The sequence below is a fragment of the Caulobacter sp. 05L422 genome (assembly GCF_056397765.1).
In genome coordinates this window covers 15,435-42,084 of the sequence record NZ_JBFTOB010000018.1, presented here as the reverse complement: position 1 = coordinate 42,084, position 26,650 = coordinate 15,435, and the positions used below count along the sequence as shown (strand labels likewise).

Here is a 26,650-nt window from a genome sequence, read left to right as displayed (position 1 = left end):
GCCTCTTCGTTTCACTCCGAACGACATTCGGCCACGCCGACGCCGCCTCACTTGTCTTGGCGGCATGCTACGCCGCCCCATCACTGTTATCGATATCAATCAGGATTGCAACACTTCATTTGTCGTACCAATTGGTGCGCAGGCGCTCGCCGAGCCAAGATCGAACCGCTCGTGCACACGCGGAAGTAGATATCGATATCAGCCACGATCGCGCCCGGTCCGCGCTAGGGCGCGACCTCGAACGCCTCGACGTCGGTCCAGCCGATCCGCGTGGCGGTGTAGGCCGGCCGGCCCGCGGCGGCCTGACTGAACACGCCCATCTGCGCGCCGACCCATCGCCCGGGCTTGCTGACGAACGGCTCTCCCAGCGGCGTATAGGTCACCCCGTCGAGGCTGTAGCTGAACACCACCCTGGCGTGGGTCGAGCGCAGCATCGAGGGCGCGTAGTGGGGGAAGTTCGGCGGCGGGTCGGCGACGGTGACCGGCGAAGTGCTGAGCTTCAGATAGACGCTGGCGGGCGCTTGCTTCAGCCCCACGGTGACCTGTTCGGGCTTGAAGGCGTCAGCCCCGACGCGGTCCACCCGGATCAGCCGCACGCCGTCCGCCGTCTTCTCAAGGCCGATCCAGGCGTAGTCGGCGCCGAACATCACCAGACCCGCCCGTTCGCCGACGGCCTTGGGCGCGAACGCGATCCGGGTCGTCGCGCTGAACGACGGACCGGGCAGCTTCTGGGTCAGCAGCGCGCCCGCCTCCCAGAGGTTCTCGGGCGACGAGATGGACTTCAGACGCAGGGCGCCGGGCCGGGCGGTCAGGCTGCTCCAGTCGTCCCCCGGATTGGCGTTCCATTGCCAGGCCGGTGATAACGCCCCGTCGAACGTATCATCGGCCTGGACCGCCGCCGGGACCTCCGGCTTGTCGACCTTCGGCTTGCGCCACCGCAAGACGGGCTCGCCCCGGCCGTCGCCATCGCGGTCGTCGCCGATCACCGGCCAGCCGTTCTTCCAGACCATGGGCTCCAGCCAGACTCGCCGTCCGTACGAGTCGGTGTCCTGGAAATGCAGGAACCAGTCCTCGCCCCTGAGCGTGACGACCCAGGCGCCCTGGTGCGGCCCGTTGATCTGGGTCTTGCCTTGGTCGAGGACGTTGCGCCCCTCATAGGGACCCAGCAGCGCGCGGGATCGAAAGACCCCCTGCCAGCCGCCCTTCACGCTGCCGGCCGGGGCGAAGACGTAGTACCAACCGTCGCGCTTGTAGAGCTTGGGCCCCTCGGTTGTGAACCAGGGCGACCGCCCGAAACTGGTGGCCGTGTCGGGAAGCTTGGCGCCGTCGATCAGGGTCGCCGGCTCGCCGACGGTCTTGTCACCGGCCGCGTTCAGGCGCCGCGCGGTGATGACGTTGCTGAACCCCGCCCGGCTGCCGGCCCATCCGTGCACCAGCCAGCCCTGGCCGTCGTTGTCCCAGAACGGCGCCGGATCGATCGCGCCCTTGCTGTCGTCGACCAGCACCGGCGCGCTCCAGGGCCCGGCCGGATCGCTGGCCGTGACCAGAAAGATCCCGAAGTCCGGGTCGGGATAGTAGATCAGGAACTTGCCGTCGCGGTGGCGAATGGCCGGGGCCCAGACGCCGCCGCCGCGCCGGGGCGTGGCGTGATGGGCAGCCGGCGTGATCCTCGGCAAGGCGTGGCCGATCAGCGTCCAGTTGACCAGGTCGGTGGACTTCAGGATCGGCAGCCCGGGCACGTTGGTGAACGACGAAGCGGTCAGATAGTAAGTGTCGTCGACCCGCACGACGTCCGGATCGGAGTAGTCGCCGGCCAGCACGGGATTGCGATAAGTCCCGTCCCCCTGGTCGGCCGCGAAGGGGACGGGACCCGACTGAGCCAAGGCCGCCGAGCTTAGGGCCGAGGCCGCAAGCACGCCCAGGATGGATTTGGCCAAGAGCACCGGACGCCTCGCCTACAGCGGTTCGAAGAGAACAGCCTGACCGCCGCTGGGCGCCAGCGCCAGCGAAAGCACGCTGGCGGCTGTGACCTCGACCTTTCGGATCACCACCGGCGTTTCGAAAGCGGCGCGGGCGGGCGGCCCGTCGGCGAACACCGTCGCGGTCCATCGGCCCTTGCCGAGGAACGCCAGGGGGACCTTCAGGGCGCGGGCCGTTTCATTGGTCATGGCCCCCAGGAACCAGCGCTTGCCGTGGCGACGGGCGACCATCACATGCTCGCCTATGGCTCCCGACAGCGCCCGGGTCTCGTCCCAGGTGGTCGGGCACTCGTCGAACCACTGCAGGTCCGGCCAGGGACGGCCCGCGTACTTATCGGGCGCGTCGTACCAGTAGAGGAAGGTCAGCGGGTTATAATAGACCACCGCCATCGCCAGCTGGTGGGCGTTGGTCGTCTGGTTCTTCGGATTGGCGTAGCAGATCGTGTAGTCGATCGGTCCGGCCACCGCGCGCGTGAACGGCAGGGTGACGTTGTGGCGGGCGGTCGGGAACTGCTCGTTGCCGCGCACGCCCTCCAGGGCCACGTAGTTGGGCAAGGTGCGCTCCAGGCCGGCCGGGCGCAGGTTGTCGTGCAGATTGACCAGCAGCTTGTGCCGGCCGCAGGCCTTGACCAGGTCGAAGATGAAGTCGTTGTCGGCCTGACGGCCTTCCCAGACGAACCCGAACTTGATCCCCGCCACGCCCCAGCGCTGATAGGTCTCCAGGATCGCGTCGCGCTGGCGCATGGCCGGCACGCGGTCGACATAGAGGATCATGCCGATCCCCTTGGCGCGGGCCGCGTCGATGATGCGCTGCATGTCCAGGCCCGCGATCGGAACTGTCGCGTCGCTGGGATCGGTGCCGTCGCCGTACCAGTGGGCGTCGAACTCCACATAGTCGAGCTTCCGCGCGACCGCGAACTCCACGACCTTCAGGGCGGTTTCGGTGTTGTAGGGCTTGCGGATCCGCACCGCCCTACCCGGCTTCACCCAGCTGACGTCGCCCAGCATATTGGGCGTCGCCAAGGTCGGGATCAGGTCGGCGCGTTCGATCAGGCCGGCGACGTTGTCGGCCAGGATCAGGGCGCGCCAGGGCGTGAACTGCCCGACGTCCAGCACGAAGGTCGGCGCGGGCGGCGTGTCGCCCGGGCCCGAATAGCCTGTGGCCCGGCCCGGATAGCGCATCAGATAGACGGCCAACCCATCGGCCGGATCCCGCGCCGGACGCAGCATGGCGCGCGGATAGTGCAGGCGGTCGGACTCGGCGATCAGCACTGCGCCGCCATCGGCCAGCACCGCGGTGACCGGCAGGTCGGCCAGCGGACCGACGTCGGAACTCGCCGTGAGGTCGGGGTGGACGACCGGCGCCAGGCCCGCCGGCGTCGAGCGCTGGTACTCGCCCTCGTCCCGGCTGGAATAGACCTGGGTGTCGGCGGCGAGATTGAAGTGCGTGGCCTCGCCGCCCAGGGTGAGGCCGCCCCGGCCGGGCGTCTGGCGAAGGACGTAGCGGACCGCGCAGCCGGCGTCATAGGCCCGGGCCACCACCGCGAAGGCGATCCCGGTCTTCGGGTCGCGCAGTTCGACGGTGATCTCCTCGCAGGCCTGGCTGTAAGCGGCCCGCACGCCGAAGGTCGGCGTCCAGGTTCCCGTCAGGCTTCGGCGCGACACCGAAACAACCGTAGCGCCCGCGCCGAGTTGGCCGCCCTCAGCCAAGACAAGTCCAAGCCGGCTCGGTCGAAGAACCGGGCGGCCGTCCCGCACGACGCTCCAGGACAGGCCGCCCTCGCGCACGTCCAGCTCCAGCCGCAGCCGCCCGTCCGGCGAGACCGCTCGCAGCGGCGCGGCGGAGGCCTTTGGCTTGGCGAGAACCGCGCTCGCCGCCCCGAGGGGCGCGGCCGCGGCGGCGGCCAGCAGCACGAAACGACGGCGGTCGAAGGATGAACGGATCATCGGCGCGCTCCTGGTCCACGCGTGACACGGGCGCAAACGCGCTTGAAGAGCGAGCTGATCATCGACGCCTCCCAGACCTTGCTGGCCTTCGGCGCTCGGCCGTGACCCTTGTCGCCAGGCGTCAAGCGCCGGGCTATTGATATCGATATCATCTCAAATTCCGAACCGTCAATTGGAACCCGGCGCGTCCCAGCGCGACGCTCTAGATGGCCGGGGCGATTTTGGTCTCCAGCCAGCCCGCCGCCAAATGCGGCCAGGCCGAATGGGTCCCCTCGCGATCGCGCAACGCGAATCCGTGCGGCGCCGTGCCGAAGACATGGGCGTCCAGATCCAGGCCCAGGTCGCGGGCGGTGCGGACGAAGTTCAGCGCATGCTCGATCGGCACGGGGCTGTCGTGCAGCGCATAGGCCAGGAAGACAGGACACGCGGGCACGCCGTGCGGCCGCTCGGCCAGGCCGATCGGCCAGTCATCGTAGAAGGCCTGTTTCTGAGGCGGCGCGTAGTCCGGCTTGCCCGGCGGCGCCTTGTAGGCGGTGTGGTTGGCGTTGAGGGGCGCGAATGCAGCGATCAGCCCGGCGGCCTGGACCTGAGGCTGACAGGCCACCGCCCCGGCCAGATGGCCGCCGGACGACAGCCCCACCAGGACCAGCGCCTTGTCCCGGCCGATGACCTCGACGGCCGCCAGCGCGTCGATCAGCGCCACGTCCTTGGGCAAGGGCCCCGCCGCATCGGGCGCGCCCGGCAGACGATGAACCAGCACATGGGCGTCATAGCCCAGGTCATTGAGCCAGAGGGCGACCTCTACGCCTTCGCGGTCGTGCATCAGCTTGACGTACCCGCCCCCGGCGCAGACCAGGACCTGGCCGCGCGGACGCTCGATCGCGTAGCTGTGCAGCTCGGCGCGGTTCACCTGGGTCAGGACCCGATCGGGCCAGACGCCCTCGAAGACATTCTCCGAGCCTTCGCTCAGTTCATGGATCGTCGACGGTGTCCGGCAGCGCATCGTTTCCCAGTCCCTTGTCAGGTCGCTACTGGCGACTCGATCGTCGTTGGACAGAGCCATGCACGATTGTTATCGTTAACACAACATGACGACCTATAGCGACGACGCCAATCTCGTCCGAGACGACGGGCGTCAGCCGGCCGGCGCCGCGGTCGATTGCCGGACGACCAGGGTCAGCTCGGCCAGGACGTGCTTGAGGGCCTGATCGTCATCGGCGTCGCGCCGCGCCAGGCCGGCGGCCAGCTCCACGGCGGTGGCGGCCATGTCGGCGATCGGCTGATGGATGGTCGTCAGCTGCGGCCAGATCGTGGACGCGACTGGCGTGTCGTCGAAGCCGGCGATGCTCAGCTCGGTCGGGACGGCGATGCCCATGCCGTGAGCGACGGCGCTGACGGCGGCGGCCATGTCGTCGTTGCTGGCGAAGATCGCCGACGGCCGCCGCCGCAGGCCCAGCACCTGGCTGGCGGCCGCCAGGCCCGAGCGATAGGTGAACTCGCCGTCGACGACATAGGCGTCCGGCACAGCCAGGCCCGCCTGCGCCATCGTCGCCCGAAAGCCCTCCTCGCGCCGCAGGGAGGTCGAGTGCAGCGGATCGCCCCGCACGAAGGCGATGTCGACATGGCCCAGTTCGATCAGATGGCGGGTCATCATCGCCGCCCCCTCGAAATCGTCGATCGCGACAGAGGCGACGCCCGGCAGCGGCTTGGCGGAGGCGAAGCTGACGGGCTCGACGCCGGCCGCGGCCAATAGCTTGAGAATCTTGGCGTCGTCGCAGAGCGGCGGGGGCAGCACGACGGCGCCGACGCCCGCGTCGATCAGCTTGGCCACCGCCCTGGCCGAGGACGGATGCGCGGCCGTGGGCTCGATAAGCAGCTGGCAGCCGATCTCGCCGGCCTTGCGAAAGGCCCCCATCAGATAGGCGCTGAGGTTCGACGAATTGGGATTGGAATACAGCACCCCGACCTGGACCACGCCCGTCCGCGTGGCGCGCGCCACCGCATTGGGTCGATAGCCCAGTTCGGCGATCGATTTGCGCACCTTGGCGCGCGCGGTCTCGCTGATGAACGCATAGTCGTTGATCACGCGCGAGACCGTCATCGAGGACACGCCAGCGTGCTTGGCAACGTCGTGAAGGGTCACGCTGGGTCGTCGTTGTCCGCTCAAGAGGATCTCCCATGAACCGCGTTCGCACGCGCGGTTGTCGGGGACCATTCTAGCCAAGATTTGCCCGTCGCCGACTAGGCTAAATCGCCGGGCCGGCCGCCCCGACGCCGGCTCCCCGTCGACGGCCCAGGGTCAACGTTGTTGATATCGATAACATAACAGCCCTAGAATGACGTCGAAACCGCCCACGCCTCGATGGGCGAGACAGGACGCGAGGACAGCCATGGATATCCAGCACGCCGTCACCCCGGCGAGTCCGCGCGTTGGCCCCGCCCGCGCCTGGGCGCGTCGCGGATCGGTCACCCAGGACGACATCGCCCGGGCCCTGGGCGGCGAAATCCTTTCCGGAGTCCATGCGCCCGGCCAGGCCCTGCCCTCGGAAGCCACGCTTCTCGAACGCTTCGGGGTGTCCCGGACCGTCTTGCGTGAGGTGCTCAAGACCCTGGCGGCCAAGGGATTGGTCTCGTCCCGCGCGCGGGTCGGGACGTGGGTTCAGGACCCCAGTTGCTGGAACCTCCTGGATCCGTCCGTCCTGGCCTGGAAAACCGATGACGGTCCCGAACCGCACTTCCAGCGCCAGCTGATCGAACTCCTGCAGCTCGTGGCGCCGACCGCGGCGGGACTGGCGGCGTCGCGCGCGGACGCGGCCCAGATCGCCGAAATGCGCCGTTGTCTGGAGCTGGCGCAAAGCGTCGGCGGATCGCGCCGGCTGCAACGCAAAGCCGCCGCGGACTTTCAGCGGCTTCTGGTCCGAGCGTCGGGCAACGATCTGATGGCGTCGCTGTCGGGCGTGCTCCAGGACGCCGCCGGCCTGGACGCGAGGGGCGAGGATCACGCCCGCAGAGAACGCCTGGTCGACGCCATCGAGGCTCGCGACCGCGATCTGGCGGCGCGGCTGGCCCTGGAGCTCGTCACCGGCTGAACGCGCGCTATGCCTCGGCGGCTTGGCCGCCCGGCGAGCGTGAGGGACGGGCAATGGCCTGGGGCGCCAAGCGCACCATCGACCAAGGTGCGACGGCCACGGCCGAAGGCTCGACAAAGACGCCCGCGCCGACGCGCCTGCGCAGCGGCAACCGAAGCGCCAGGGCGTCCAGGGCCGCCCGGACGGTGATGCGGGACACGCCGAACATCGCGGCGAGCTGCCGCTCGGGCGGGAGGCGCAATCGACGAACGCCGCGCTCCGGCGCGTCGAGGACGGCCGCCTCCAGCAGGTCGGCCAGCTGCAGGTAGAGCGGCGCGGCCTTCGGCGACGAACCGGGATTCGCGGGCGCCGCTCGCGCCGCCCTGGCTTCATCCGGCCGGTCTATTTGAACGACAACCCGCTCACATGGGGCCCGATCTCAAGGACTTCGGGCTTCGGCCCCGTCAGCTTGCGGCCCGCGATCGTGACGTTGTCGAAGGTCACGTTGCGCACGGGCCGATCCGGGGCGTAGCCGGCGATGATCGAGGGCGCGGCCCAGCCCGATCCCGAATAACTGACGTTCTTGAAGTGGACGCCGTCGATCAGCAGACCCGGGCTCGTGCCGTACTTGGCGTTATACACCACGCGCAGATTGATCAGCTTGCCCTCTTCGACGTGATCGACCCGGATGTTGCTGAAGGTGACATTGCGCACGGTGTTGGTGTCGCCGGCGCTGATGGCCATCGCGCCCTGATATTCGGGATCGTCCTCGTCGAGGGACAGGACGTCGATGTCGTCGAAGACGATGTCCTCGAGGGTGTTGGGCTTGGCGCTGTCGCCGTGCAGGCCCACGAACATGGCGTGCGCGACGTCGGGCCAGAAGATCGAATGGCTGACCCGGATGCGGCGCGTATCGCCGACGCCGTTCTTGCGCGTGGCATAGACAGCGACGCTGTCGTCCGAGGTGCGGATGAATGCGCGATCGATGTCGACGTCCTGGCAGGCGAAGATGTTGATCCCGTCCGACCACGCCCCCTTGCTGAACGTCTTGATGTCGCTGAACCGCACATGGCTGGAGGAGCTGCACGCGATCGTGCCGTGCGCGGAATTGAGGAAAAGCAGGCCCTGAACCGTGACGTTCGTGGAGTCGTGCACGACCAGCTGATCGGCCTGCTCGTTGATGATCCCGTGGCCGATGATCTTGAGATTCTCGACCTTGGTGGGCGCGAACGTGCCCTGCATCACCGCCCCGCCGGCGATGTAGATCGTCTGGTTCGAGGCGGTCGGGAAGAACTTCGCGCCCTCGGGCGGAACGTGCAGGCCGGGGCCATAGACCACGACGTCGGGGCCGGGAGCCGGCGGCGCGATGGGCTCTCCGGCCAGGATATGCAGGTTGCTCAGGGTGTCGCCGTCGAACTCCACCGAAAGGTTCTGAGGCTTGTCGAGAGTGAAGTAGACGACGCCGCCCTTCACCGTGGTCTTGATCGCGTTCTGCTTGGGGCGGACCTCGACCCGGCTGAAGTCGCCGTTGTTCTTCTGGACGGCCACCTCGACGGCGCCGCGGAAATCGAACTGGACGACCGCGGCGTCGCGCGGGCGGTCCTGATCGAGCTTGACATTGTACTCATAGAGATCGCGCCAGGGGCCGCCCGGACGTCTCACCCGCACGGTGAAGTCGTCATTGTGCAGGGCGTAGACCAGCTTGGCCGGCGGCGTGGCGAAGATCTGCAGGTCGGGATCAGCCTGGACGGCCACGCTCTTGTCGGTGTCGCTCTGCGCGGCGGCGACGCTCGACAGGCCCAGGACCAGGGACGCGGCGAGCACCTTGGCCGTCGACCGGGAAACACTGTGTTCGCGCATGCTTCGCTCCCTGGGACGGCTGAAGCGCCGTCATCTTGATATCGTTGTGTCGGCCTCCTCCAAGCGCGTTCAACGGGGCCTGATCCGCCGGTTCGGAAAAGATCGGGGCGCCGGCCGTGCCTGGCGCCCCGCCTCGGAATAGGGAGGAATTGATCCGAGAATTCGCAGGAAGGAGCCATGCAGGCCCGCCAAAAGTGATATCGATATCATTCCTGGCGTGCAAGCCTTTTCCCGCGTGAGCGTGGATCGCGGATTTCGGTTGGTATCGATATCTGTTTCGATTATCACAGATTCACCCGAGCGGCTGCAGAGCCGCGCCGCCGGCTGGCGTCAATCGGGGGGAGGAGTCGCTTAAGCCATGAAAAAGAAGAACTACGCGCTGCTGAGCGCCTTCCTCTTTCTCTACTTTTTCGCCCAGGCGATGAGCATCTCCCTGCTGGCCCTGTGGCTCAAGCGCACTCTGGGCCTGAGCGGCGTCCAGACCGGCGTGGTGTTCTCGGCCAATTTCATCTTCGCCATGGCCTCCCAGCCGATCTACGGCTTCCTGTCGGACAAGGTCGGCTTCAAGAAGACCATCCTGTGGGTCATCGCCGGCATGGTGACGCTATCGGGCGTCTTTTTCGCCTTCGTCTACGGTCCGTTGCTCAAGATCAACCTTCTGGCGGGCGCGGCCCTGGGCGGGCTCTATCTGGGCGTCACCTTCATCGCCGGCAGCTACGCCCTGGAATCCTACGTCGACCGCGTCGGCCGCAAGGACGGGTTCGAGTACAGCCGCGCGCGGCTCTGGGGCTCGCTGGGCTTCGCCTTCGCCGCGTTCTTCTCGGGCCGGCTCTACAACATCGATCCGCTGATCAACTTCTCGCTGGCCTCGCTGGCGGGCCTGCTGCTGCTGCCGATCCTGGCCATGACCCGGGTCGAGGCCAGCGTCGAGGAGCAGACCCGCTCGGAAAGCCTCAAGCCGCTGGACGCCCTGGCGATTCTGAAGCTCCCCAAGTTCTGGGGCTTCATGGTCCTCATCCTGGGCGTGACGAACCTCTACCTGGTCTTCGACCAGCAGTTCCCGGCCTACTACGCTTCGCAGTTCGCCGACCCCAAGCACGGCGCGGCGATGTTCGGCTATCTGAACTCGGCACAGATCTTCGTCGAGGCCGGGATGCTGTTCGTGGCCCCGTTCATCGTCAACCGCACGGGCGCCAAGAACGGCCTTCTGCTGGCGGCCGCGATCATGATCTTCCGCATCGCCGGTTCGGGCCTGGTCGAAGGGCCGGTGGCGATCTCGGCGATGAAGATGCTGCACTCGCTGGAGCTGCCCATCCTCGCCGTTTCGATCTTCCGCTACATCGCCGCCCACTTCGAGACCCGGCTGGCCTCGACGCTCTACCTGGTCGGCGTCAGCTTCGGACACTCCCTGGGCCTGGCCGTGCTGTCGCCGATCGTGGGCAAGTCCTACGACCTGATCGGCTTCCCCCACACCTACCTGCTGATTGCCGTGGGCGCCGCGCTGTTCTGGGCCGCCTCGCTGTTCACCCTGTCGCCGACGCCCGGCCAGCCCCGCAACGCCGACAGGGTGCTCAAGACCGCCCTCCCCGACGCCGATCTAGCCAAGGTCGACTAGTTCATGTCCCAAGCTTCCTCCATTTCGACCGCCGGCGATCCGGCCCGCGAGCCGCTAGCCCGGCGCAACGCCCTGCAAGGCCGCAACGCCGACCGCGCGACCCTGGACGCCATACTGGCGGCCGTCCTCGCGCGCATCGACGCCAACCTGGCGGTGTTCACCGACGCCTTCCCCGCCCCGTCGAGCGTCGCCGGGGTCTATCCCGCCATCGACAACGTCGAATGGACCAACGGCTTCTGGACCGGCATGCTGTGGCTGGCCTACGAGGTCAGCGGCGAGGCGCGCTATCGGCAGGCCGCCGAGCGGCAGGTGCGAAGCTTCAAGGACCGCGTCGATCACCGGATCAACGTCGACCATCACGACCTAGGCTTTCTCTATTCGCTGTCCTGCGTGGCGGCCTACAAGCTGACCGGCGATCTGGACGCACGCGACGCCGCCCTCGAGGCCGCCCGCCTGCTGCTGGCGCGCTACCTGCCGCAAGCCGGCATCATCCAGGCCTGGGGCGATCTGAGCGATCCCGACCAGGCGGGGCGGATGATCATCGACTGCAACCTCAACCTGCCCCTGCTCTACTGGGCCAGCCAGGTGACCGGCGATAGTAGTTTCGCCGACGCGGCCGACAGCCATATCAGCCAGGCCGCCCGCTACATCGTGCGACCCGACAGCTCGACCTTCCACACCTTCTTCATGGACCCGGTGACCGGCGCGCCGAGGATGGGCAAGACCCACCAGGGCTTCAGCGACAGCTCGTGCTGGGCGCGCGGCCAGGCCTGGGGGATCAGCGGATTTCCGCTGGTCCATCGCTACAAGGCCGATCCGTCGTTGCTCGACCTCAGCGCCCGCCTGGCCAACTACTATCTGAACCGCCTGCCGCCCGATTGGATCTGCTGCTGGGACCTGGTGTTCACCGGACCGCCGCATGAGCGCGACAGCTCTGCCGCCGCCATCGCCGCCTGCGGCCTGCTGGAGCTGGCCCGGGGGCTGCCCCTGACCGATCCCGATCGCGCCGCCTATGAGGGCGCCGCCCTGGCCACCGTCGAGACTCTTGGCGCACGCTACATGCTGCCGCCGGGCGCGGCGGGCACGGGCGTGCTGGCCCATGCGGTCTACCACATGCCCAATCGCGTCGGCGTCGATGAGGCCTGCATCTGGGGCGACTACTTCTTCCTCGAAGCTTTGGTGCGGCTGACCCGCCCGTGGGAGCCCTACTGGTGATTCAGGTCGGTATTGATTTTGGCGGCACCAAGGTCGAGGCCGCCGCCCTGGACGCACAAGGCAACTATCTGGCCCGCGTGCGCGCGCCCAATCCCGGCGCCTATGACGCGGCGATCGAGACGGTCCGCGATCTGGTCGCCCAGGTCGAACAGCAGGCCGGCGGGCGCGGCACGATCGGCGTCGGCTCGCCCGGCTCGATCTCGCCGAGCACGGGCGTGATGCGCAATTCCAATTCGGTCTATCTGAACGGCCGCACCTTCCGCGAGGACCTGACCGCCGCCCTGGGCCGCCAGGTGCGCCTGGCCAACGACGCCAACTGCCTGGCGCTGTCCGAGGCCGTCGACGGGGCGGCCGCCGGCGCGCGCGTCGCCTTCGCCATCATCCTGGGCACCGGGTGCGGCGGCGGCCTGGCCGTCGACGGCCGCCTGGTCGAAGGCCCAAACGGCATCGCCGGCGAGTGGGGCCACATCCCCCTGCCCTGGCCGGTGCCGGAGGAGAACCCCGGCCCGCAATGCTGGTGCGGTCAGCGCGGCTGCCTGGAGATGTGGGTCTCGGGGACCGGCCTGCAGCAGGACTTCGCCGCCGCCACCGGCGTTCAGGCCACGGGCGAGGCGATCATCGCCCGCTTCCGCCAGGGCGAGCCGGCCGCCGTCCAGGCCTTCGACCGCTATCTCGACCGGCTGGGCCGCGCCATCGCCGTCCTGGCCAATATCGTCGATCCCGACGTGCTGGTGCTGGGCGGCGGCCTGTCCAATGTCGGCGAGATCTATGAACGCCTGCCGGGCCTGATCGCCCCCCGGGTTTTCTCGGACCGCTGGTCGGCCAGGATCGCGCCGGCCCGTTGGGGCGACGCTTCGGGCGTACGCGGCGCCGCCCGTCTCTGGAACGATGTTTCCGACGCCTCCGCCGCCTTGCGGGCGAGCGCCTAAGGCGTCCGCGCGGGTCGGCGGCGCGGGGCGGCCTTGGTCGGCGCCGGGCCCGACGAGCCTCGCTTGACCAGGGTGAACTTCATCAGATGGTGGGTCGGCGGCGGCGCCCCCCCAGCCCGCTCGGCCTTGATCTCGTCGACGATCAGGGACACCGCGGCCCGGCCCATGGCGCTGATCGGCTGGTGGATGGTCGTCAGCTCGGGCCAGACGGTGCTGGCGATCGGCGTGTCGTCGAAGCCGACCACGGTCAGCGCCTCGGGCACGGCGATCTGCAGCCCGTGGGCCACCGCCAGGGCGGCGGCGGCCATGTCGTCGTTGCTGGCGAAGATGGCGGTCGGCCGCTCTTGCGGGCTCAGCAGCAGTTCGGCCGCGGCCAGGCCCGAGCGATAGGTGAACTGGCCCTGCACCACCCAGTCCGGATCGATGGGCAGCGACGCGGCCGTCATGGCGTCGACGAAGCCCTCGTAGCGAAGCTGGGTCGGGGTGTGCTGCGGATCGCCCTTGATGAAGCCGATCTTGGAATGCCCCAACTCGATCAGGTGGCGGGTCATGGCCAGGGCGCCCTGGTAGTCGTCGATGCGCACCGACGAGACGTCATGCATGGGGCGGGCCGTGGCCAGGGCCAGGACCTTCACCCCGGCGGCGTGCAGCATGTTGATGGTCGGGCGGGAGTCGCACAGCGGGGGCGGCAGGATGACGCCGTCCACCCCCTGGTCCAGCAGCCGCCGAACGGCCGCCTTCTGGCTGGCCAGGCCGGTCGAGCGTTCCAGCACCAGCTGGGTGCCGAGCTTGGAGCTCTGCTCGATGCCGCCCAGCATCACCTCGCTGAGATACGAGGCGCTGGGGTTGCTGTAGAGCACGCCGATGCGCGGCCCGGCGCTGCCGGCGCGGGTGTTGCGGGCCGAAAGGTTGGGCGAATAGTTCAGGGCCTTGATCGCCGCCTGCACGCGCTCGCGCATGGCGTCGCTGACATAGCTGTTGCCGTTGACGACGCGGGAAACGGTCATCGATGCGACGCCGGCGTAGCGCGCCACGTCGTGAATGGTCACCGCCCGTCCCGTATCCGGCGGCTGGGGCGGTTCGATGGTGTCTTTGCCCTTCGCCAAGCCCGGCTCCCTGAGCGTTGTGGACGACAGTTCGCGGCAAGGTTCGGCCGCATCGCGCTGTCGTGTCGATTTGGCTGTCCCGCGCGTCGAAGGATCGGCGGCGCGAGACCGCCAACCGATTCGAAACCCCCTCGTCGGTTATCGATAACTTCTCAGCCTGGGAAGGGATTGGCAAGGTCGTTGCGCCACCCCCTGGGGCGACTCAACGCGGCGCGGTCGATCGGCGCGCCAGCGCGACGTCGCGCTCGCAGGCCTTGGCCGCCCCGTCCACCGTGATCGATCGAGCGCCGTCGCAGGCCAGGCGGATCGCATAGGTCGGCTGGCCCTCGATGCTGGCCTGGACGCCCCCCACGCCCGTCGTCTTGACGATGAAGGCCTTGGACAGCGAATCCAGCTCGACCCGGCCGTCGCGCCGCAGATAGCTGCCGTCGGCGACGAACCATCGCTTGGGTTTTCCCGCGTCGCCGCCCTCGGCATAGGTCAGGGCCAGGATGTAGGCGTCGGTCTCCCAGCCGCCGAGACTGGCGTTGGCGTTGCGGTGCCGGATGCGACCGTCGGCCAGGAGGTTGAAATAGACCTCGGTCACCTCGCCCTTCTGGCGGATCCTGACCAGCAAGTAGTCCTTGGTCTCGACCCGCTCGATCCGGGGCGCGGCGCCGCCGTTCGGCGTCAGGGCGACCACGAACTTGGTGCGGTCCGTCACGCCCGGCGCCTGCAGACGCAGGTAGGGCTGGGCCTCGTCAGGGGCGTGATCCTTCAAGCCCTTGCCCTCGGCCAGGCGCAGCAGCTCGGGATAGTCGGTGGGCAGGCCCGCGTCGGGCAGGGTCTCGGGGAACAGCGGACGCACCGCGACCTCGGCCTCGCCGTTCTTGACGGTGATGACCTGGCCCTGGCGCTTGGCCTCGCCCTCGTAGTGCAGCAGCCATTCGAACTGGCCCGGCTGCCAGCCCTTGAGGTCGTCGATCACCAGGATCGTGTCGCCGACCCAAAGGAAGCTGCGGTACTTGCGCTCGAACGTGCTGGCGTTGGGGCCCGTGGCGTCGGCCCAGACGAAGCGCAGGTCCCCGGCGTCGACCAGGTGATCGACCCGCCCCGGGAAGTGCGAGCCGTCATAGGTGTTGCTGGCGGGCTCGGCCTTGCCGTCCAGCGTCACGACGTTGTGGGCGACGCTCTGACGGTAGTAGCCGTCGTATTCGGGCCGGGCGTAGCTGGCGTTGCCAGAGTCGATCAGCAGCTGCTTGCCCTTGTGCCACAGGATGAAGCTGCCGGCGTCGGCGTGATTGTGGTTCCAAGTGAAGCCCGAGCGCACCGCCAGGAACGTCGCGTCCGGCGCCCAGGACGAGCGCATCGTCGCCGAGCCCAGGTCGCGGTCGATCCAGCTGGTCGCCAGCCCCGGCCCGCGCCCCGCGCCGACCCGCGCCTTGACGGCGGGCCACTGCACCATGTTTTCGGGCTCGTCCCAGACGTCCTGGCCCGGATTGGCTTTGACCGTGTCGAGGTACCAGAGATAGCGCGGCTGCTGGTCGCCGCTGGCCCACAGGTTGACGATGGCATGGGCCCCGCTGGCCGTGGGATTGCCGTCACCGAAGTTGGTCGACAGCGCCCCCGCGCCGGTCGGGTACAGGTTCTGGATGAACAGGTCCGCGACGCCCGCCAGGCGCGGCGTCGGCGCGGGCTTTTCGGTGAAGGCGTCCAGCCAGGCGCGGCGGAACTTCAGATAACCTTCGACGGCGAAGTCGGCGTAGTTGATGCTTTCGACGAACGCGCCGTTCGATCCGAAGTGCTGGGGCTTGGTCTCGATCGCGCTGCCGTCGTAGTTGGCCCATTCCTCGGAGGCCTCGTCGATGCGCCGGATCCAGGCGTCGGCCTGGGGCTCCTCGGTCTTGACGGCGATGGCCGCGACGCCCGCGCCGAACACGATGTGGCTGAACCAGTTGTGGCCCATGGTGTCGAGGCTGTGGATCCGCTCGGCGCCGTCGATCCAGTCGTTCAAGGTTGGCTTGATGGCGCCCTTGACCAGGGCCTGGGCCAGCCGCTGGCGCTCGGCCGGGCTGAGCGTGTCGTGGATCGCATCGAAGGTCTGGCCGTAGACGAAGGCGCTGGTCCCCATGCCCAGGTCGGAATTCCAGACGGGCGAGCGGGCCAGAAGCGGCTTGTCGGTCACCCAGTTGGGCCGCGCCGCATAGACGTCGAGCAGGCCCTTGGCGCGGTCGGCGTAGCGACGCTCGCCCGTCATGCGATAGGCCAGGGACAGGTCCATCAGTGCGGCGTTGAGCTCGCGATCGTTGGCGGGCTTGCGCGTCAGGGCTTCGTCGGCCTGGGCGTGGGCGCGGGTCCAGGCAGCCTTGGCGTCGGCGTCTTCGGCCACGCGCGACTTGAACTGCGCCACGTTCTTGTCGCTGAACGAGAGGTACGGATGCCCCGAACGCAGCGTCTGGGCCTGGGCCGCTCCGCCGATCAAGCATGCCGCCAGGGCCAGGCAGGAAACCCGCCGCATCAATCCACGCACCAAGCGCCTTCTCCCCGTCGTTCTCGTTGTACGCGCCGCGCTGGTCCGACGATCCGGCGCTGGCGACATGATATCGATATCATCGGTGATCGCAAGGCGCCGGCGGCGTCGCCTCAAACCAGCGACAGATTGACCGCGAAGCTCCGGCGCACCCCGGGACTCTTGAACGGATAGACGCAGTGCAACATCCAGGAGGGCCACAGGTAGAAGTCCCCCACCACCGGCTTGACGGTGAACAGGTTCCGCACGCCCACGGCGCTGCGGCTGTCGATGAACTGCAGGCACCCGGCGGTGTTCTGCCGCGCCTTGTCGGCCAGGAATTCGGCTTCGTAGTCCGGCGGAACGCGCAGGAAGCCGACGCTGCTGAACAGACATCCCTGATGGAAGTGCGCCGGGTTGTAGTCGCCGGCCACCATGTCGTTGACCCAGCCTTCCTTGATCTGGATCTCCAGCTTCTTGTCCGCCAGCTCCTCGGTCCGCTCGTAGTCGCCATAGTGCAGGAGCGCGTTTTCGCAGCGGTAGCTGTAGGTGCGAGCCACGTCGTAGAGGAAGTCGGACAGGTCGCTCATCTCGCCGATCACGTCGGTGAGCCGGATCTCCGTGGTGACCACCCCGGCCAGGTGCTTGGACCAGTCGCGGGCGGCCACCTCGTCCCGCCGCGCGACGATGTCGTCCACGCGCGCGTTCAGACGATGGACCACGCTCGGCGGCATGGTGGCCTTGATGATCGTCGGGCTGAACGGCGCGACCAGCCGCAGATCGTAGGGGTTGCTCATCGCCGCTCCCGTCGTCGAGCCTATCGCCCGGGCGAGTAGATCACGGCCGTCTGGCCGGGCGCCAGGGTCAGGACCTTTGCATCCGGCGCGACCTTGCGCTTGGACGTCAGATCGATCCGCTCCCCGTCCGTCTTGGGCAAGTCCACCGTCACCGACTTTTCGGCGCTGGCGTTGATGGCGATCAGATAGGGGCCGTAGCGGGCCTCGTAATAGTCGCCGCGCCCGGCATAGGGATTGTCCTGATCGCGATAGCGCGCCTCAGGCGGCGTCTTTGCCACCGGCAGGACCTCGCCCGCCAGGGCGGCCGGGGCTTCGTCCGGATAGACGACGAGCGGAATCGCGCCGGCCGAGAAGTGCGGCGAGGCCGGACGCACGCACTGCTTGCCGCTGGGCGTGAAGTCCACGCGCGACGCGATCGTGGCGATCCGGTCCGTGGTCGGGGTCTGGTAATGGAAACGGGCCAGGCGGTTGACCCCGCAATTGGCGCGCCAATAGAGCTCGGCGTAGAGGATCTCGTCGCCGTTCTTGACCGCCACGACCCCGTCCTCGGGATCGGCGAACACCACGTCGGGCTGGCCAGGCGCCATCGGCAGCCGAACCTCGGACCTGGGCCAGTCCTTCACGGCCAGCCACTCGTCATAGGCTTCGAGCAGGCCGATCGTCGTGCGTTGGCCCTTGTCCTTGAGCCGATCGCGCAGCACCGCGAAGTACTGGCCGTCGTCCAGCATCTGCCGCGCGACCGCCATCAATTGCGGGTCCTTGGTGGCCACGGCCGTGTAGAACGGCGTGTTGTCCCAGCCCGACTTTTGCACGTAGGTCGTGACGCCCGGATAGACCGGGTCGCGCCAGCCGATCGGCGCCTCCAGCAGCATGGTGCGCGCACCTTCGGCGTCGATGCCCGGATAGCGGAAATAGGTCCGCGCCCGAGCCATCTTCAGAAGCCGCGCGCGCAGCACGGGATCGCCCTCGGCGCCGGGCCCCGGCGCGGTCGCCAGATAGATGCCCGTCGCCCAGTCGAGGATCTCGCCATAGCTGCCGACGAAGCCCAGCTCCTTGGACAGCCCGGCCTTGGTGAAGAGCTTGTAGTCGTCAGCCGACCGGAAGCTTCCCGTGTCGGTCGCCGAGCTGGAATAGGTCGGCGCGCCCTTGTCGTCGAGGCTGCCGGTCCAGGGCTGCAGGCCCATCGACTCGTACAGCAGGCCGCGCATCCGAGACTCGGGGCGAGCCTTGTCGCTGCCCAGCGCCCGCAGGCCCTCGTTGCTCCAATAGACGCCCTGCAGATCGACGATCATCGACTGGTTGGTGTAGAGCCGCCGATGGGTCAGGCCGTAGGTCAGCCCGAAATCCAGCATCCTGGCGTAGGCCTCGCGACGGCTGATCGACGCGCCCTCCCCCGCCGGGATCGGAGCGTCGAGATAGGGCGCGATATCGGCCGCGGTCAGCTTCAGCGCCTTGCCGAACGGGCCCAGCACCTCCCAAGCCGGATTGGTGCGCGAGGCGTCGACATAGACCGTCTTGGGATCGGCCAGGAACTTGGCGAAATAGGCGTCGCCGCTCTGGACGAGCTTCCGCACGACTTGCGGGTTCTTGTAGGCCCGGGTCCAGGTCAGGCCGTAGGCGCGGGCGATGAACTGCGACTCCAGCACGTCCAGCGGCCCCGGCTGGGAGAGCTTGCGCTCGATCTCCAGGTTCACCCGCGTCTTCAGGTTCTCCAGGATCTCGGACCCCGCCGAAGGGCCCGCCGCCGCGATCGGCGGAGCCTGGCCCGTGGCCTCGTCCGTCTCCAGGAAGGGCTCCGCGTGGACATACAACGCGTAGATCGGCCGCGACGGCTGGACCATCGGCTTTTGGAAGGCTTCGAACCGGTTGGTGTAGACCGCGTAGGGACCGCTGGCGCGGATGGCGCAATCCAGCTGCGCGCGCCCCTTGGTCAGGGTCAGGGGCAGCGGAAACGTGCGGTAGGTGAAGCGTCCCGCGAAGGGCGGAGCCTGGGTTCCGATGTCGAGGATCTCGACGTCGCCCAGATGGCGGTAGCCGACCTGCTTGCCGTCGCAGAACAGGGTCAGCTTGTTGTCGTTGGCGTCGCCGCCCCAGAGGCGGACGGAAGCATAGTTCTGGATGCCCGGATCGACCGCGAGCTTGAACGTGAGATCCCCGCTGAAGCGGGCGCCTGGAGACGCGGGCGGCAGACGTCGCGCCGGCGCGCCCAGACCGCCCATGACACGCTCGGAAGCCTTGGCGTCGACGGCATGCCGGGTCTCGGACGCGACGTCGCCAAACACGATCTTGTCGATCAGCGGCGTGGCCGCATGGGCGGACGACGCGAAGAACAACACGGCGGTCGAGACGATCAATCCCTGCCTGGTCATGCGGGCGGCCTTTTTGGGCGAAGGTCTGAATTCAGTTGGAAGCGAGGGGGCGATCGCCCGCCCCCTCGCTCGTCATGCGGCTGGACGTCGGAGGCCGGAGGCCTAGAACTCCCGCCGGACCGTCAGCCAGACCGACCGCGGCGCGTTGCGCTTGAGCAGGTAGCCCGACTCCGGCAGCTGATCGACCACGTCATAGACCTGGACGTTAGCCGGGAGGTTGCTGCTGATCATCGGATCGTAGGCCGAGATGTACTGCGTATCGAACACGTTGCGGACATCGAGGGTCATCTTGGTCTTGGCCAGACCCTCGTACTGCACCGAGACGTCCACATTGTCCTGCTTGGGCAGGAAACGGTGGTCCAGCGAGTTAGTGTTGAGCTTGCGCACATCCATCCAGCGGTGGCGGACGTTGAAGCGGAAGTCCTTGTACGTATAGGAAAGCGTGTTGCTGACCGTCCATTTGGGCGACCGCGCCAGAAGGCCCGAGTCGACGCGGAGGACGTCGTCATCCGCGCCCTGGCCGTTGGCGCCGGTGTTGAGCCAGTTGTAGGCCTCGGTCGTCTTGCCGTTCAGATAGGTCACCGACGGCGACCACTCCAGGCTCCGCGTGATCCGCCACTTGGCCCACCCCTCGACCCCACGGGTGAAGTACTTGTTGAAGTTCTCGGGCAGCAGGTAGGTCGAGACATTGTCCTTGTCGACCGCGGTCGGGTAATCGTTGACGGCGAAGTTCTGGTAGAAGTAGGTGATCTGGCCGTTGAACTTGCGGTCGCCGAACGTATAGGCGACCTCGTGGCCCTTGATGAAGGCCGTGGGGCCCAGCGGACGCACCAGCGTCGCCGCCGTCGAGTAGCGGTTGACGACCCCCGACGAGGGCTGCTTGGCGTCGGTCCACCGGTAATAGATCTTGTGCTTGTCGTTGAAATTGTAGCCGATCGCGACGCTGTAATCGACCAGGCCGAGATCCTTGTCGGCGCGGATGATCTTCGCAGCCGTCTGGGCCATGTAGACGTTGTCGTAGACGGTCAGCGGATCGCCATCGAGGCCGCCGCTGGCCAGCGACGCGGCGCCGGCGTTGCGTGTGTCCCAGGTCTCAGAATAGGTCTTGGCGTCGAAGTGCTGGTACTTGATGCTGCCGTTGAAGTCGAACTTGCCCGGTGACCAGCTGAAGCCGGCATAGGGCGAGACCTCCAGGATCTTGGCCCGCTGCGACACCGTGGTGAACAGGCCGCTGCCGTACGAACCCCAGCCGCCGGCGTCGGTCAGCTGGTAGGTCGTCCCCGTATTGGTGACGTACCGGGCGTTCAGGTTCTGCACCTGTCCGTCAGCCCAGGCCGAGATCCCCAGGCCGTTGGCCCAGTTGTCATTGGCCTGCTCCGACCGCGAGACGTACAGGCCAAGGTTCAGGCTGTAGTTGTCGCCGTGATAGGTCGTGGTGAAGTTGCCCATGAAGTCCTTGGACCCACGGTCGTTGTCCTCGGCGCGCGTCAGCAGCACCAGGTCCTGCGAGCCGCTGGCGACCGGCACGACGCCGGAGTTGAAGCTGCCGTTGGCGTTGGGGATCGTGGCGGTGACCAGGCCGCCGCGCATGTCGATGTCGCGGTTGGGCAGGCTGTTGGCCACGATGCACAGGCTGTTGGCCTGGAAGGTGGTCGCCGTGACCCGCGGGCAGGCCGCGCCGGTGCGGTAGTTGGTCCCCAGTTGCGAGCCGGCCACGTTGTTGGCCACGCGCGCGACGATCTGGCCCGCCGCGTTGGTGAACTCGTAATAGCCCGGGGTGCGGTCCAGGTTGTTGATGTTGAGACCATAGCGCTCGCGCGAAGCGGCCGCCGAGGCCAGCGACGCCAGGCCCTGCGGCTTGTAGGACTGCCCGCGATAGTCGGACTTTTGCACGCGAACCGCGCCCGTGAAGCCCCACGGGCCGTCCGTGTCGTGGCGCCAGTTCAGCGAAATCGCATCCTGCTGGTAGCGATAGCCGTCGGACGGATCAAGCCTGTGGCTGCCGGACTTGAAGTAGTTCGGGACGGTCTGCTGGCCGCCTTTCATGAACAGGTTCACGTCGCGGCCGAAGCCCGGGATCTCTTCAGGATCCTGGTAGCCGTAGGCCGGCTGCTGGAAGGTCGTCAGTTCGGCGTTCGTGTCGTCCAGGTGCTTCAGGATCACGTTGAACGAGCCAGATCCGCCGCCGCCCTGGTATTCCTTGTAGAGGTTCACCTTGAACTGGCCGCCATGGTTCAGGTCGTAGCCCGGGTTCACCTGGCCGTTGGAGCGGCGATAGAAGCCGCTGATCCCGATGCCGGCGTCGCCCGCCTTGTTGACCCAGCCGTACGAACCGTCGACCTGCTTCCATGACAGGTGAAGGTCTTCGCCCTCGAAGCCGACACGGGCCTGAATGACCCCGCCCGGCTTAACCGCGCCGGTGATGTAATTGAAGGTGGCGCCCACCGACGTCGTCACGCCTGTCGCCGACGAACCGCCGCGAACCGACTCCACGCGGCTGGTCGAGATATCGGCGCGATAGAAGTAGCCGTCCTGGAAGCCGCTGAACTTGAACGGCACCACCGGCAGGCCGTCTTCCAGAATGGTGGTCCAGAAGTAGCCCGACGTGTTGGCCCCCGTGCCGATGGTCATGCCGCGGGTGAAGACCTCGTTGCGGGCCACCCCGTCGTTGGACTCGACGACGACGCCGGGCATGTCGCGCAGCATGTCGTCGGCGCTGATCGGCGTGAACTTGGACATGTCGTCTTCAGACAGGATGGAGAACGAGACGTTCGCCTTCTTGGCTTGCGTCCCGGCCATGACGCCGGTGACGATGATGGTGTCGACGGCGTTGACGTCCGTCTCGGACGGCTTCGGCGTCTGCGCGGCCTGAGCGGCGGCGGGCGCTGACTGTGCGTGCGCCGCGCCTGCGGAGAGCGCGCCGGCGCCGGCCGCGATAGCCAGCACCATGTGAGAAACTTGCAGAGCGCGGCGACCGTCGCGCGCGGGGCTGTGACGACCCATTTTATCCTCCCCTCAGGACGCTTGACCGTCCTACTTGTTGGCTGCCGAGCCGAAGCCACTATCGTGGACTTGCTCGATTGTTATCGATAACAGTGTCGTTCTTTGACTGTCAACGGTGTTTTGGCGCGAAGGGACAAGCGTCAAGCATGCGTGCGGATCGGGCGACAGAGTCGCTCCGAACGGGAAGCGGGAACCACGCCTCGCTATTTGGTATCGATCTCAGCGAATCCCGCGATTCCCGACCTGGCGCCCAACGGTCCGCCCGGAGCGGGGCGCCTCCATGGACGGAATTGGACTTGGCAGGTGGGCGCCAAGAGCTGACTCTGGTTCGCGTCCGGGAAGCCGACATTCGGCGGCGTGAAAAGCCTCACCAGCACTGGCTCGAGATACGGCGCAGCGCTTCCGAGCTGGCCATGGCCGTCACGCGGCGCCAGCTCTCAGATGTTCAGCCGGCGGTCAGACCGAGCTGGAGTCGTAAACCAGGACTCTTTTCCAGAGATGCGCGTACCCCTCGACAAACCTGAGGTGGACTGGATGATCTTGATAAAGTTTTTGATCTTCCACGCTTTTGAAGAACATCAGCTCGGAAACGTCATAGCTGACATCCACAACGTCACGCTTTTCGGTTGAAGCGGGAACGCCAACGTAAAACTGCTGTATGATTTCAATGGTGCGAAGACTGTTCAAACCGATAATCAATTGATCTCGATCTGATTTCGATCCCGGGTTCTTAAGCCAGAAGAAGACCTGGTGAATTATGGCGGGCGCTCCTGGCGACGCGGTGTCCAGGGTGATTGGGCCAGCATTCGAGACGCCGGCGCCAAAGCTGGCGCCCAAACCGCCAGATACCAGGACACGACGATTGAAGGGCTGCATGGGTCTGGCCACCTGTCGCTACCTCGTCGCCCAGCCACGACCAAGCTGCGAAAGCGGCACGCACCCGTCATAGGCGCCTGGCACCGGGTCATAACGCAACGCCAGCGTCGCGCCGGGCTCGGAGGTGAAATAGCCGACGGTCACCAGGTCCTCCAGGACCACGAAGAAATGGGCGTCATCGGGCGTTTGGCTCCGAACGGCGGAGGCTTCACGATCATAGACGGTCAAGAGCTCGACCTGCTGCTGCGGCGTCAGCGCGACGAAGGCCGCGCCATGGGCGGCGCGGGCGTCGGCGTCCATGCGCGCCAATCCGCCCCGCAGGCGTTCGGCCTGGGCCTTGCCGCAATAGTTGGCCAGGGCGCGGTCGATGAACTGCGGCACGCCAGCTTCTCGGGCGCCCGGCGTGTCCGTGGCGGGGATGATCAGTTCCGCCACCACGTCCACCAGGCGCGCCTGGTCCGCCGTCAGCGCCTGGGGCGTCCAGGTCAGCGTTTGAGCCGCCGCCGCGTGTCCGGCCCAGCCGGTCGCCGCGACCCCGATCGTCAGGGTCAGGCCGCGTATCGCGTCGCGTCGGTTCAGCATCAGAGCTCTCCCCGCTTGCGTGCCTGAACGGCGTGGTCGCAGGCCCGGGCGGTCAGCGCCATGTAGGTCAGGGACGGGTTCACGCAGGAGGCCGAGGTCATCGCCGCGCCGTCGGTGACATAGACGTTCTTGCACTCGTGGACCTGGTTGTGGGCGTTGAGCACCGAGGTCTTCGGATCCCGGCCCATGCGCGCGGTGCCCATCTCGTGGATGCCCAGACCCGGCGCATAGCCGCTGTCGCGGCCCTGGACGTTCTTGAAGCCCGCCGCCTCCAGCATCTCGGCCGCCGCTGTCTGCATGTCGCGGCGCATCGCGATCTCGTTCTCGCGGATCGTGACGTTCATCGACAAGGTCGGCAGTCCGAACTGGTCTTTGACCTCATGGTTCAGGGTGATGCGATTGTCGGCATAGGGCAGGATCTCGCCGAACCCGCCCAGACCCATGACCCATGGCCCCGGCTGACTGAGCGCGGCCTTGCGCTCGGCGCCGAAACCTCGGGGTGCGGGCGTGGCGCCCGGCTTGACCAGGTCGCGATCCCAGCCGGGCCGGAAAGCGCCGCCCTGGTAGCCAAAGCCGCGAAGATAGTCGCTGCGTTGGGTCGCGGCGTCGCCGAGATTACGGAAGCGCGGCACGTAGATGCCGTTCGGGCGGCGGCCCGAATAGTACGTGTCGGCGAACTCGGGCGCCTCCCCGCTGGCCCCGACGCCCAGGTGGTGGTCCATAACGTTGCGGCCCAGTTGATCGCTGGCGTTGCCAAACCCGTTGGGGAAGCGAGAACTAGTCGAGTTCAGCATGATCCAGGCCGAGTTGAAGGCCGAGGCGCACAGGAACACGACGTCGGCGTAGAACTCTTCTTCCTGACGCGTCGTGGCGTCGAGAATCCTCACGCCGCTCGCCTTGCCCGCCTTCTCGTCATAGATCAGCGAGGTGACGATCGAGCCCGGGCGGATCACGAGGTTGCCGGTGCGCTCGGCCGCCACCAGTCCGCCGGAGTTGGAGCTGTAGTAACCGCCAAACGGGCAACCGCGGATGCACAGGTTGCGATACTGGCACTTGGTCCGACCCAGGCTGAGTTGCTCCTCGGTCGGTTCGGTCAGGTGCGCGGTCCGGCCGATGGTGACCCGTCGCTCGGGAAAGCGCGCCTCGGACTTGGCCTTGAAGGCCTTCTCGACGCAGTTCATCGCCATCGGCGGCTGGTACTGGCCATCGGGAAGCTGGGCCAAGCCTTCAGACTGACCCGAGACGCCGATGAAGCGCTCGACATAGTCGTACCAAGGCGCCAGTTCCTCGTAGCGGACGGGCCAGTCGACGCCGATCCCCTCGCGGGCGTTGGCTTCGAAGTCGATCGGACTGTGTCGATAGCTCTGGCGGCCCCAGGTCAGCGAGCGCCCGCCCACATGATAGCCGCGGATCCAATCGTAGCGGCTTTCCTCGGTATAGGGGTTCTGGTCGTCGCGGACGAAGAAGTGCTTGGTGTGTTCCGTCAGGGTGTAGCCGGTGCGCTTCTGGACGGCGTAGTGCGCGTTCAGCTCCTCCGGCGGCAATTGGCCTTGCGGATATTTCGCCTGCCAAGGATCGGTGGTCGCGGTGGGATAATCCTCCAGATGGCGCACCATCGGGCCACGCTCGAGCACCAGGGTCTTGAGGCCCTTCTGGGTCAGCTCCTTGGCCGCCCAACCGCCGGTTATGCCGCTGCCGACGACGATCGCGTCGTAGGTGTTTTCAAGGCGCGCGCGACCGTTGAGGTTGGCCATGTTTACTCCCCGCTCGACACGCCTGAGAGCGCCGCGCCCACCGCCTGACGGCATGACGCGCTGACCTCGGCGAACCTTTCATTGTTGCCTGGAGGCTTCCATGAAATGGGTTACATTGCAAGAAAGCTCGGTATTTCGACCCTAATCGCCGACGCAGAGGGAGGACGACGAAAGCCCATGACCAAGCCTGATCAGTCCGTTGTAGTTGGCGCTAAGCGGGCCAGCCGCCTTGCTGGCCTAGCCGTCGTGTTCAGTTGTCTGGCCGCCGGCCTCTGCACGCCGGCGAACGCCGAGGAGCCCAAGGCAGGACCGTGGCGACCGCTCTTCGACGGAAGGACCCTGGACGGCTGGATCCCCAAGATCGCCAAGCATCCGGCCGGCGAGAACTATCGCCAGACCTTCGTGGCCGACCACGGCGCGATCCGGGTGTCTTACGCCGGCTACGACAAGCTGGACGGTCAGTTCGGCCACCTGTTCTACAAGACGCCGTTCAAGGCCTACCGCCTGCGCCTTTCCTACCGTTTCCTGGACGCTGGCCTTCCGGACACGCCCGCCTGGGCGCGCAGCAACAGCGGGATCATGTTCCACAGCCAGAGCCCGGAGAGCATGACCGTGGACCAGCCCTTCCCGGTCTCCGTCGAATTCCAGCTGCTGGGCAAGGACGGCGATGCGCCCCGCCCCACCGGCTCGGTGTGCACCCCCGGGATCACCATCACCTTCGACGGGGTCAAGGCCAAGGAGCACTGCACGCCGCCGGCCCATGCGCCGACGATCCCCAACGGGACCTGGACCAAGGTCGAGCTGGATGTCCTGCCCAGCGGCGAGGTGCTTCAGAAGATCAACGGCGCGGTCGTGCACCGTTACGCCGGGCTGACGCTCGATCCCGACGACACCGTCGCAGGCGGGGCCAAGCCCTACATCCTCGCGCGCGGCGCTCAGCCCGTTACCGAGGGCTATATCGCCTTGCAGAGCGAAGGCTATTCGATCGAGTTCAAGGACATCGAGATCCAAGAACTGACGGCGCGCTAGACGTCCGGCCGTGTCACCCCGGAAGCCTGGCGT

At 67.3% G+C, this 26,650-nt stretch carries 19 protein-coding genes; 5 read left to right on the top strand and 14 right to left on the bottom strand.

All coding sequences use genetic code 11. The annotated features are described in order from the left end of the window. Window positions 1-224 precede the first annotated feature (224 nt). The 4 genes from AC1DMQ_RS17335 to AC1DMQ_RS17320 form a co-directional block, all read right to left on the bottom strand. A complete protein-coding gene (locus AC1DMQ_RS17335; protein WP_477034797.1) occupies window positions 225-1,943 on the bottom strand; it encodes a glycoside hydrolase family 43 protein in 1,719 nt (572 codons plus the stop codon). Window positions 1,944-1,955: 12 nt separating this feature from the next. Then, complete coding sequence (locus tag AC1DMQ_RS17330) at window positions 1,956-3,926, bottom strand: glycoside hydrolase family 97 protein (protein WP_477034796.1); 1,971 nt, start codon at window positions 3,924-3,926, stop codon at window positions 1,956-1,958. A gap of 202 nt (window positions 3,927-4,128) precedes the next feature. Beyond that, window positions 4,129-4,989 (bottom strand): alpha/beta hydrolase, encoded by an 861-nt coding sequence (locus AC1DMQ_RS17325; protein ID WP_477034795.1) that lies wholly within the window; start codon window positions 4,987-4,989, stop codon window positions 4,129-4,131. 72 nt (window positions 4,990-5,061) lie between these two features. After that, window positions 5,062-6,141: a LacI family DNA-binding transcriptional regulator gene (locus tag AC1DMQ_RS17320; RefSeq protein ID WP_477034874.1), complete on the bottom strand. Its 1,080-nt coding sequence runs from the start codon at window positions 6,139-6,141 to the stop codon at window positions 5,062-5,064. Between the two features lie 175 nt (window positions 6,142-6,316). Here AC1DMQ_RS17320 and AC1DMQ_RS17315 point away from each other — a divergent pair, with 175 nt between their 5' ends. Then, window positions 6,317-7,015, top strand: a complete 699-nt coding sequence (locus tag AC1DMQ_RS17315; protein WP_477034794.1) for a FadR/GntR family transcriptional regulator — start codon at window positions 6,317-6,319, stop codon at window positions 7,013-7,015. A gap of 7 nt (window positions 7,016-7,022) precedes the next feature. Here the strand turns inward: AC1DMQ_RS17315 and AC1DMQ_RS17310 are convergent, their stop codons facing one another. Both AC1DMQ_RS17310 and AC1DMQ_RS17305 read right to left on the bottom strand, forming a co-directional pair. Beyond that, entirely contained in the window at window positions 7,023-7,256 is a 234-nt protein-coding gene (locus tag AC1DMQ_RS17310) for a GntR family transcriptional regulator (protein ID WP_477034793.1), read from the bottom strand. A 140-nt stretch (window positions 7,257-7,396) separates the two neighbouring features. Next, entirely contained in the window at window positions 7,397-8,854 is a 1,458-nt protein-coding gene (locus AC1DMQ_RS17305) for a glycosyl hydrolase family 28 protein (protein ID WP_477034792.1), read from the bottom strand. 358 nt (window positions 8,855-9,212) lie between these two features. Between AC1DMQ_RS17305 and AC1DMQ_RS17300 the strand changes: the two genes are divergently transcribed. Genes AC1DMQ_RS17300 through AC1DMQ_RS17290 form a run of 3 tightly spaced genes read left to right on the top strand, consistent with a single transcriptional unit; the run spans window position 9,213 to window position 12,613 of the window. Next, complete coding sequence (locus AC1DMQ_RS17300) at window positions 9,213-10,469, top strand: oligosaccharide MFS transporter (protein WP_477034791.1); 1,257 nt, start codon at window positions 9,213-9,215, stop codon at window positions 10,467-10,469. A 3-nt stretch (window positions 10,470-10,472) separates the two neighbouring features. Continuing rightward, window positions 10,473-11,684: a glycoside hydrolase family 88 protein gene (locus AC1DMQ_RS17295; protein WP_477034790.1), complete on the top strand. Its 1,212-nt coding sequence runs from the start codon at window positions 10,473-10,475 to the stop codon at window positions 11,682-11,684. After that, a complete protein-coding gene (locus AC1DMQ_RS17290; RefSeq protein ID WP_477034789.1) occupies window positions 11,681-12,613 on the top strand; it encodes an ROK family protein in 933 nt (310 codons plus the stop codon). The genes AC1DMQ_RS17295 and AC1DMQ_RS17290 overlap by 4 nt, the downstream gene beginning before the upstream one ends. On the opposite strand, the gene AC1DMQ_RS17285 is transcribed toward AC1DMQ_RS17290, so the two are convergent. From AC1DMQ_RS17285 to AC1DMQ_RS17250, 8 genes are all read right to left on the bottom strand, one after another. Next, window positions 12,610-13,719 carry a LacI family DNA-binding transcriptional regulator gene (locus AC1DMQ_RS17285; RefSeq protein ID WP_477034788.1) on the bottom strand — a complete coding sequence of 370 codons (1,110 nt, stop codon included), beginning with the start codon at window positions 13,717-13,719 and terminating at the stop codon, window positions 12,610-12,612. The two genes, AC1DMQ_RS17290 and AC1DMQ_RS17285, sit on opposite strands and share 4 nt — an antisense overlap. 202 nt (window positions 13,720-13,921) lie before the next feature. Beyond that, the gene (locus AC1DMQ_RS17280; RefSeq protein ID WP_477034873.1) at window positions 13,922-16,228 is read right to left on the bottom strand and encodes a heparinase II/III domain-containing protein; all 2,307 of its coding nucleotides are present in this window, start codon (window positions 16,226-16,228) and stop codon (window positions 13,922-13,924) included. A 113-nt stretch (window positions 16,229-16,341) separates the two neighbouring features. Further along, complete coding sequence (locus AC1DMQ_RS17275) at window positions 16,342-17,004, bottom strand: putative 2OG-Fe(II) oxygenase (RefSeq protein WP_477034787.1); 663 nt, start codon at window positions 17,002-17,004, stop codon at window positions 16,342-16,344. Between the two features lie 20 nt (window positions 17,005-17,024). After that, window positions 17,025-19,373, bottom strand: coding sequence for a hypothetical protein (locus AC1DMQ_RS17270; RefSeq protein ID WP_477034786.1), 2,349 nt, complete (start codon window positions 19,371-19,373; stop codon window positions 17,025-17,027). Between the two features lie 102 nt (window positions 19,374-19,475). After that, on the bottom strand, window positions 19,476-22,322 hold the full coding sequence (locus AC1DMQ_RS17265) for a TonB-dependent receptor plug domain-containing protein (RefSeq protein WP_477034785.1): 2,847 nt from the start codon (window positions 22,320-22,322) through the stop codon (window positions 19,476-19,478). 510 nt (window positions 22,323-22,832) lie between these two features. Continuing rightward, window positions 22,833-23,252: a Dabb family protein gene (locus AC1DMQ_RS17260; RefSeq protein WP_477034784.1), complete on the bottom strand. Its 420-nt coding sequence runs from the start codon at window positions 23,250-23,252 to the stop codon at window positions 22,833-22,835. Window positions 23,253-23,270: 18 nt separating this feature from the next. Beyond that, window positions 23,271-23,834 (bottom strand): gluconate 2-dehydrogenase subunit 3 family protein, encoded by a 564-nt coding sequence (locus AC1DMQ_RS17255; protein ID WP_477034783.1) that lies wholly within the window; start codon window positions 23,832-23,834, stop codon window positions 23,271-23,273. Continuing rightward, window positions 23,834-25,588 carry a GMC oxidoreductase gene (locus AC1DMQ_RS17250; protein WP_477034782.1) on the bottom strand — a complete coding sequence of 585 codons (1,755 nt, stop codon included), beginning with the start codon at window positions 25,586-25,588 and terminating at the stop codon, window positions 23,834-23,836. The genes AC1DMQ_RS17255 and AC1DMQ_RS17250 overlap by 1 nt, the downstream gene beginning before the upstream one ends. A 177-nt stretch (window positions 25,589-25,765) precedes the next feature. On the opposite strand from AC1DMQ_RS17250, the gene AC1DMQ_RS17245 reads away from it, so the two are divergent. Further along, window positions 25,766-26,617, top strand: coding sequence for a 3-keto-disaccharide hydrolase (locus AC1DMQ_RS17245; protein ID WP_477034781.1), 852 nt, complete (start codon window positions 25,766-25,768; stop codon window positions 26,615-26,617). Window positions 26,618-26,650 lie beyond the last annotated feature (33 nt).

What these genes read in the sequence shown, in the direction of transcription:
- AC1DMQ_RS17330 (WP_477034796.1), bottom strand. Translation starts at nt 3,926, where the DNA reads ATGATCCGTTCATCCTTCGACCGCCGTCGTTTCGTGCTGCTGGCCGCC.
- AC1DMQ_RS17325 (WP_477034795.1), bottom strand. Translation starts at nt 4,989, where the DNA reads ATGGCTCTGTCCAACGACGATCGAGTCGCCAGTAGCGACCTGACAAGG.
- AC1DMQ_RS17320 (WP_477034874.1), bottom strand. Translation starts at nt 6,141, where the DNA reads ATGGTCCCCGACAACCGCGCGTGCGAACGCGGTTCATGGGAGATCCTC.
- AC1DMQ_RS17315 (WP_477034794.1), top strand. Translation starts at nt 6,317, where the DNA reads ATGGATATCCAGCACGCCGTCACCCCGGCGAGTCCGCGCGTTGGCCCC.
- AC1DMQ_RS17305 (WP_477034792.1), bottom strand. Translation starts at nt 8,854, where the DNA reads ATGCGCGAACACAGTGTTTCCCGGTCGACGGCCAAGGTGCTCGCCGCG.
- AC1DMQ_RS17300 (WP_477034791.1), top strand. Translation starts at nt 9,213, where the DNA reads ATGAAAAAGAAGAACTACGCGCTGCTGAGCGCCTTCCTCTTTCTCTAC.
- AC1DMQ_RS17295 (WP_477034790.1), top strand. Translation starts at nt 10,473, where the DNA reads ATGTCCCAAGCTTCCTCCATTTCGACCGCCGGCGATCCGGCCCGCGAG.
- AC1DMQ_RS17275 (WP_477034787.1), bottom strand. Translation starts at nt 17,004, where the DNA reads ATGAGCAACCCCTACGATCTGCGGCTGGTCGCGCCGTTCAGCCCGACG.
- AC1DMQ_RS17270 (WP_477034786.1), bottom strand. Translation starts at nt 19,373, where the DNA reads ATGACCAGGCAGGGATTGATCGTCTCGACCGCCGTGTTGTTCTTCGCG.
- AC1DMQ_RS17265 (WP_477034785.1), bottom strand. Translation starts at nt 22,322, where the DNA reads ATGGTGCTGGCTATCGCGGCCGGCGCCGGCGCGCTCTCCGCAGGCGCG.
- AC1DMQ_RS17260 (WP_477034784.1), bottom strand. Translation starts at nt 23,252, where the DNA reads ATGCAGCCCTTCAATCGTCGTGTCCTGGTATCTGGCGGTTTGGGCGCC.
- AC1DMQ_RS17255 (WP_477034783.1), bottom strand. Translation starts at nt 23,834, where the DNA reads ATGCTGAACCGACGCGACGCGATACGCGGCCTGACCCTGACGATCGGG.
- AC1DMQ_RS17250 (WP_477034782.1), bottom strand. Translation starts at nt 25,588, where the DNA reads ATGGCCAACCTCAACGGTCGCGCGCGCCTTGAAAACACCTACGACGCG.
- AC1DMQ_RS17245 (WP_477034781.1), top strand. Translation starts at nt 25,766, where the DNA reads ATGACCAAGCCTGATCAGTCCGTTGTAGTTGGCGCTAAGCGGGCCAGC.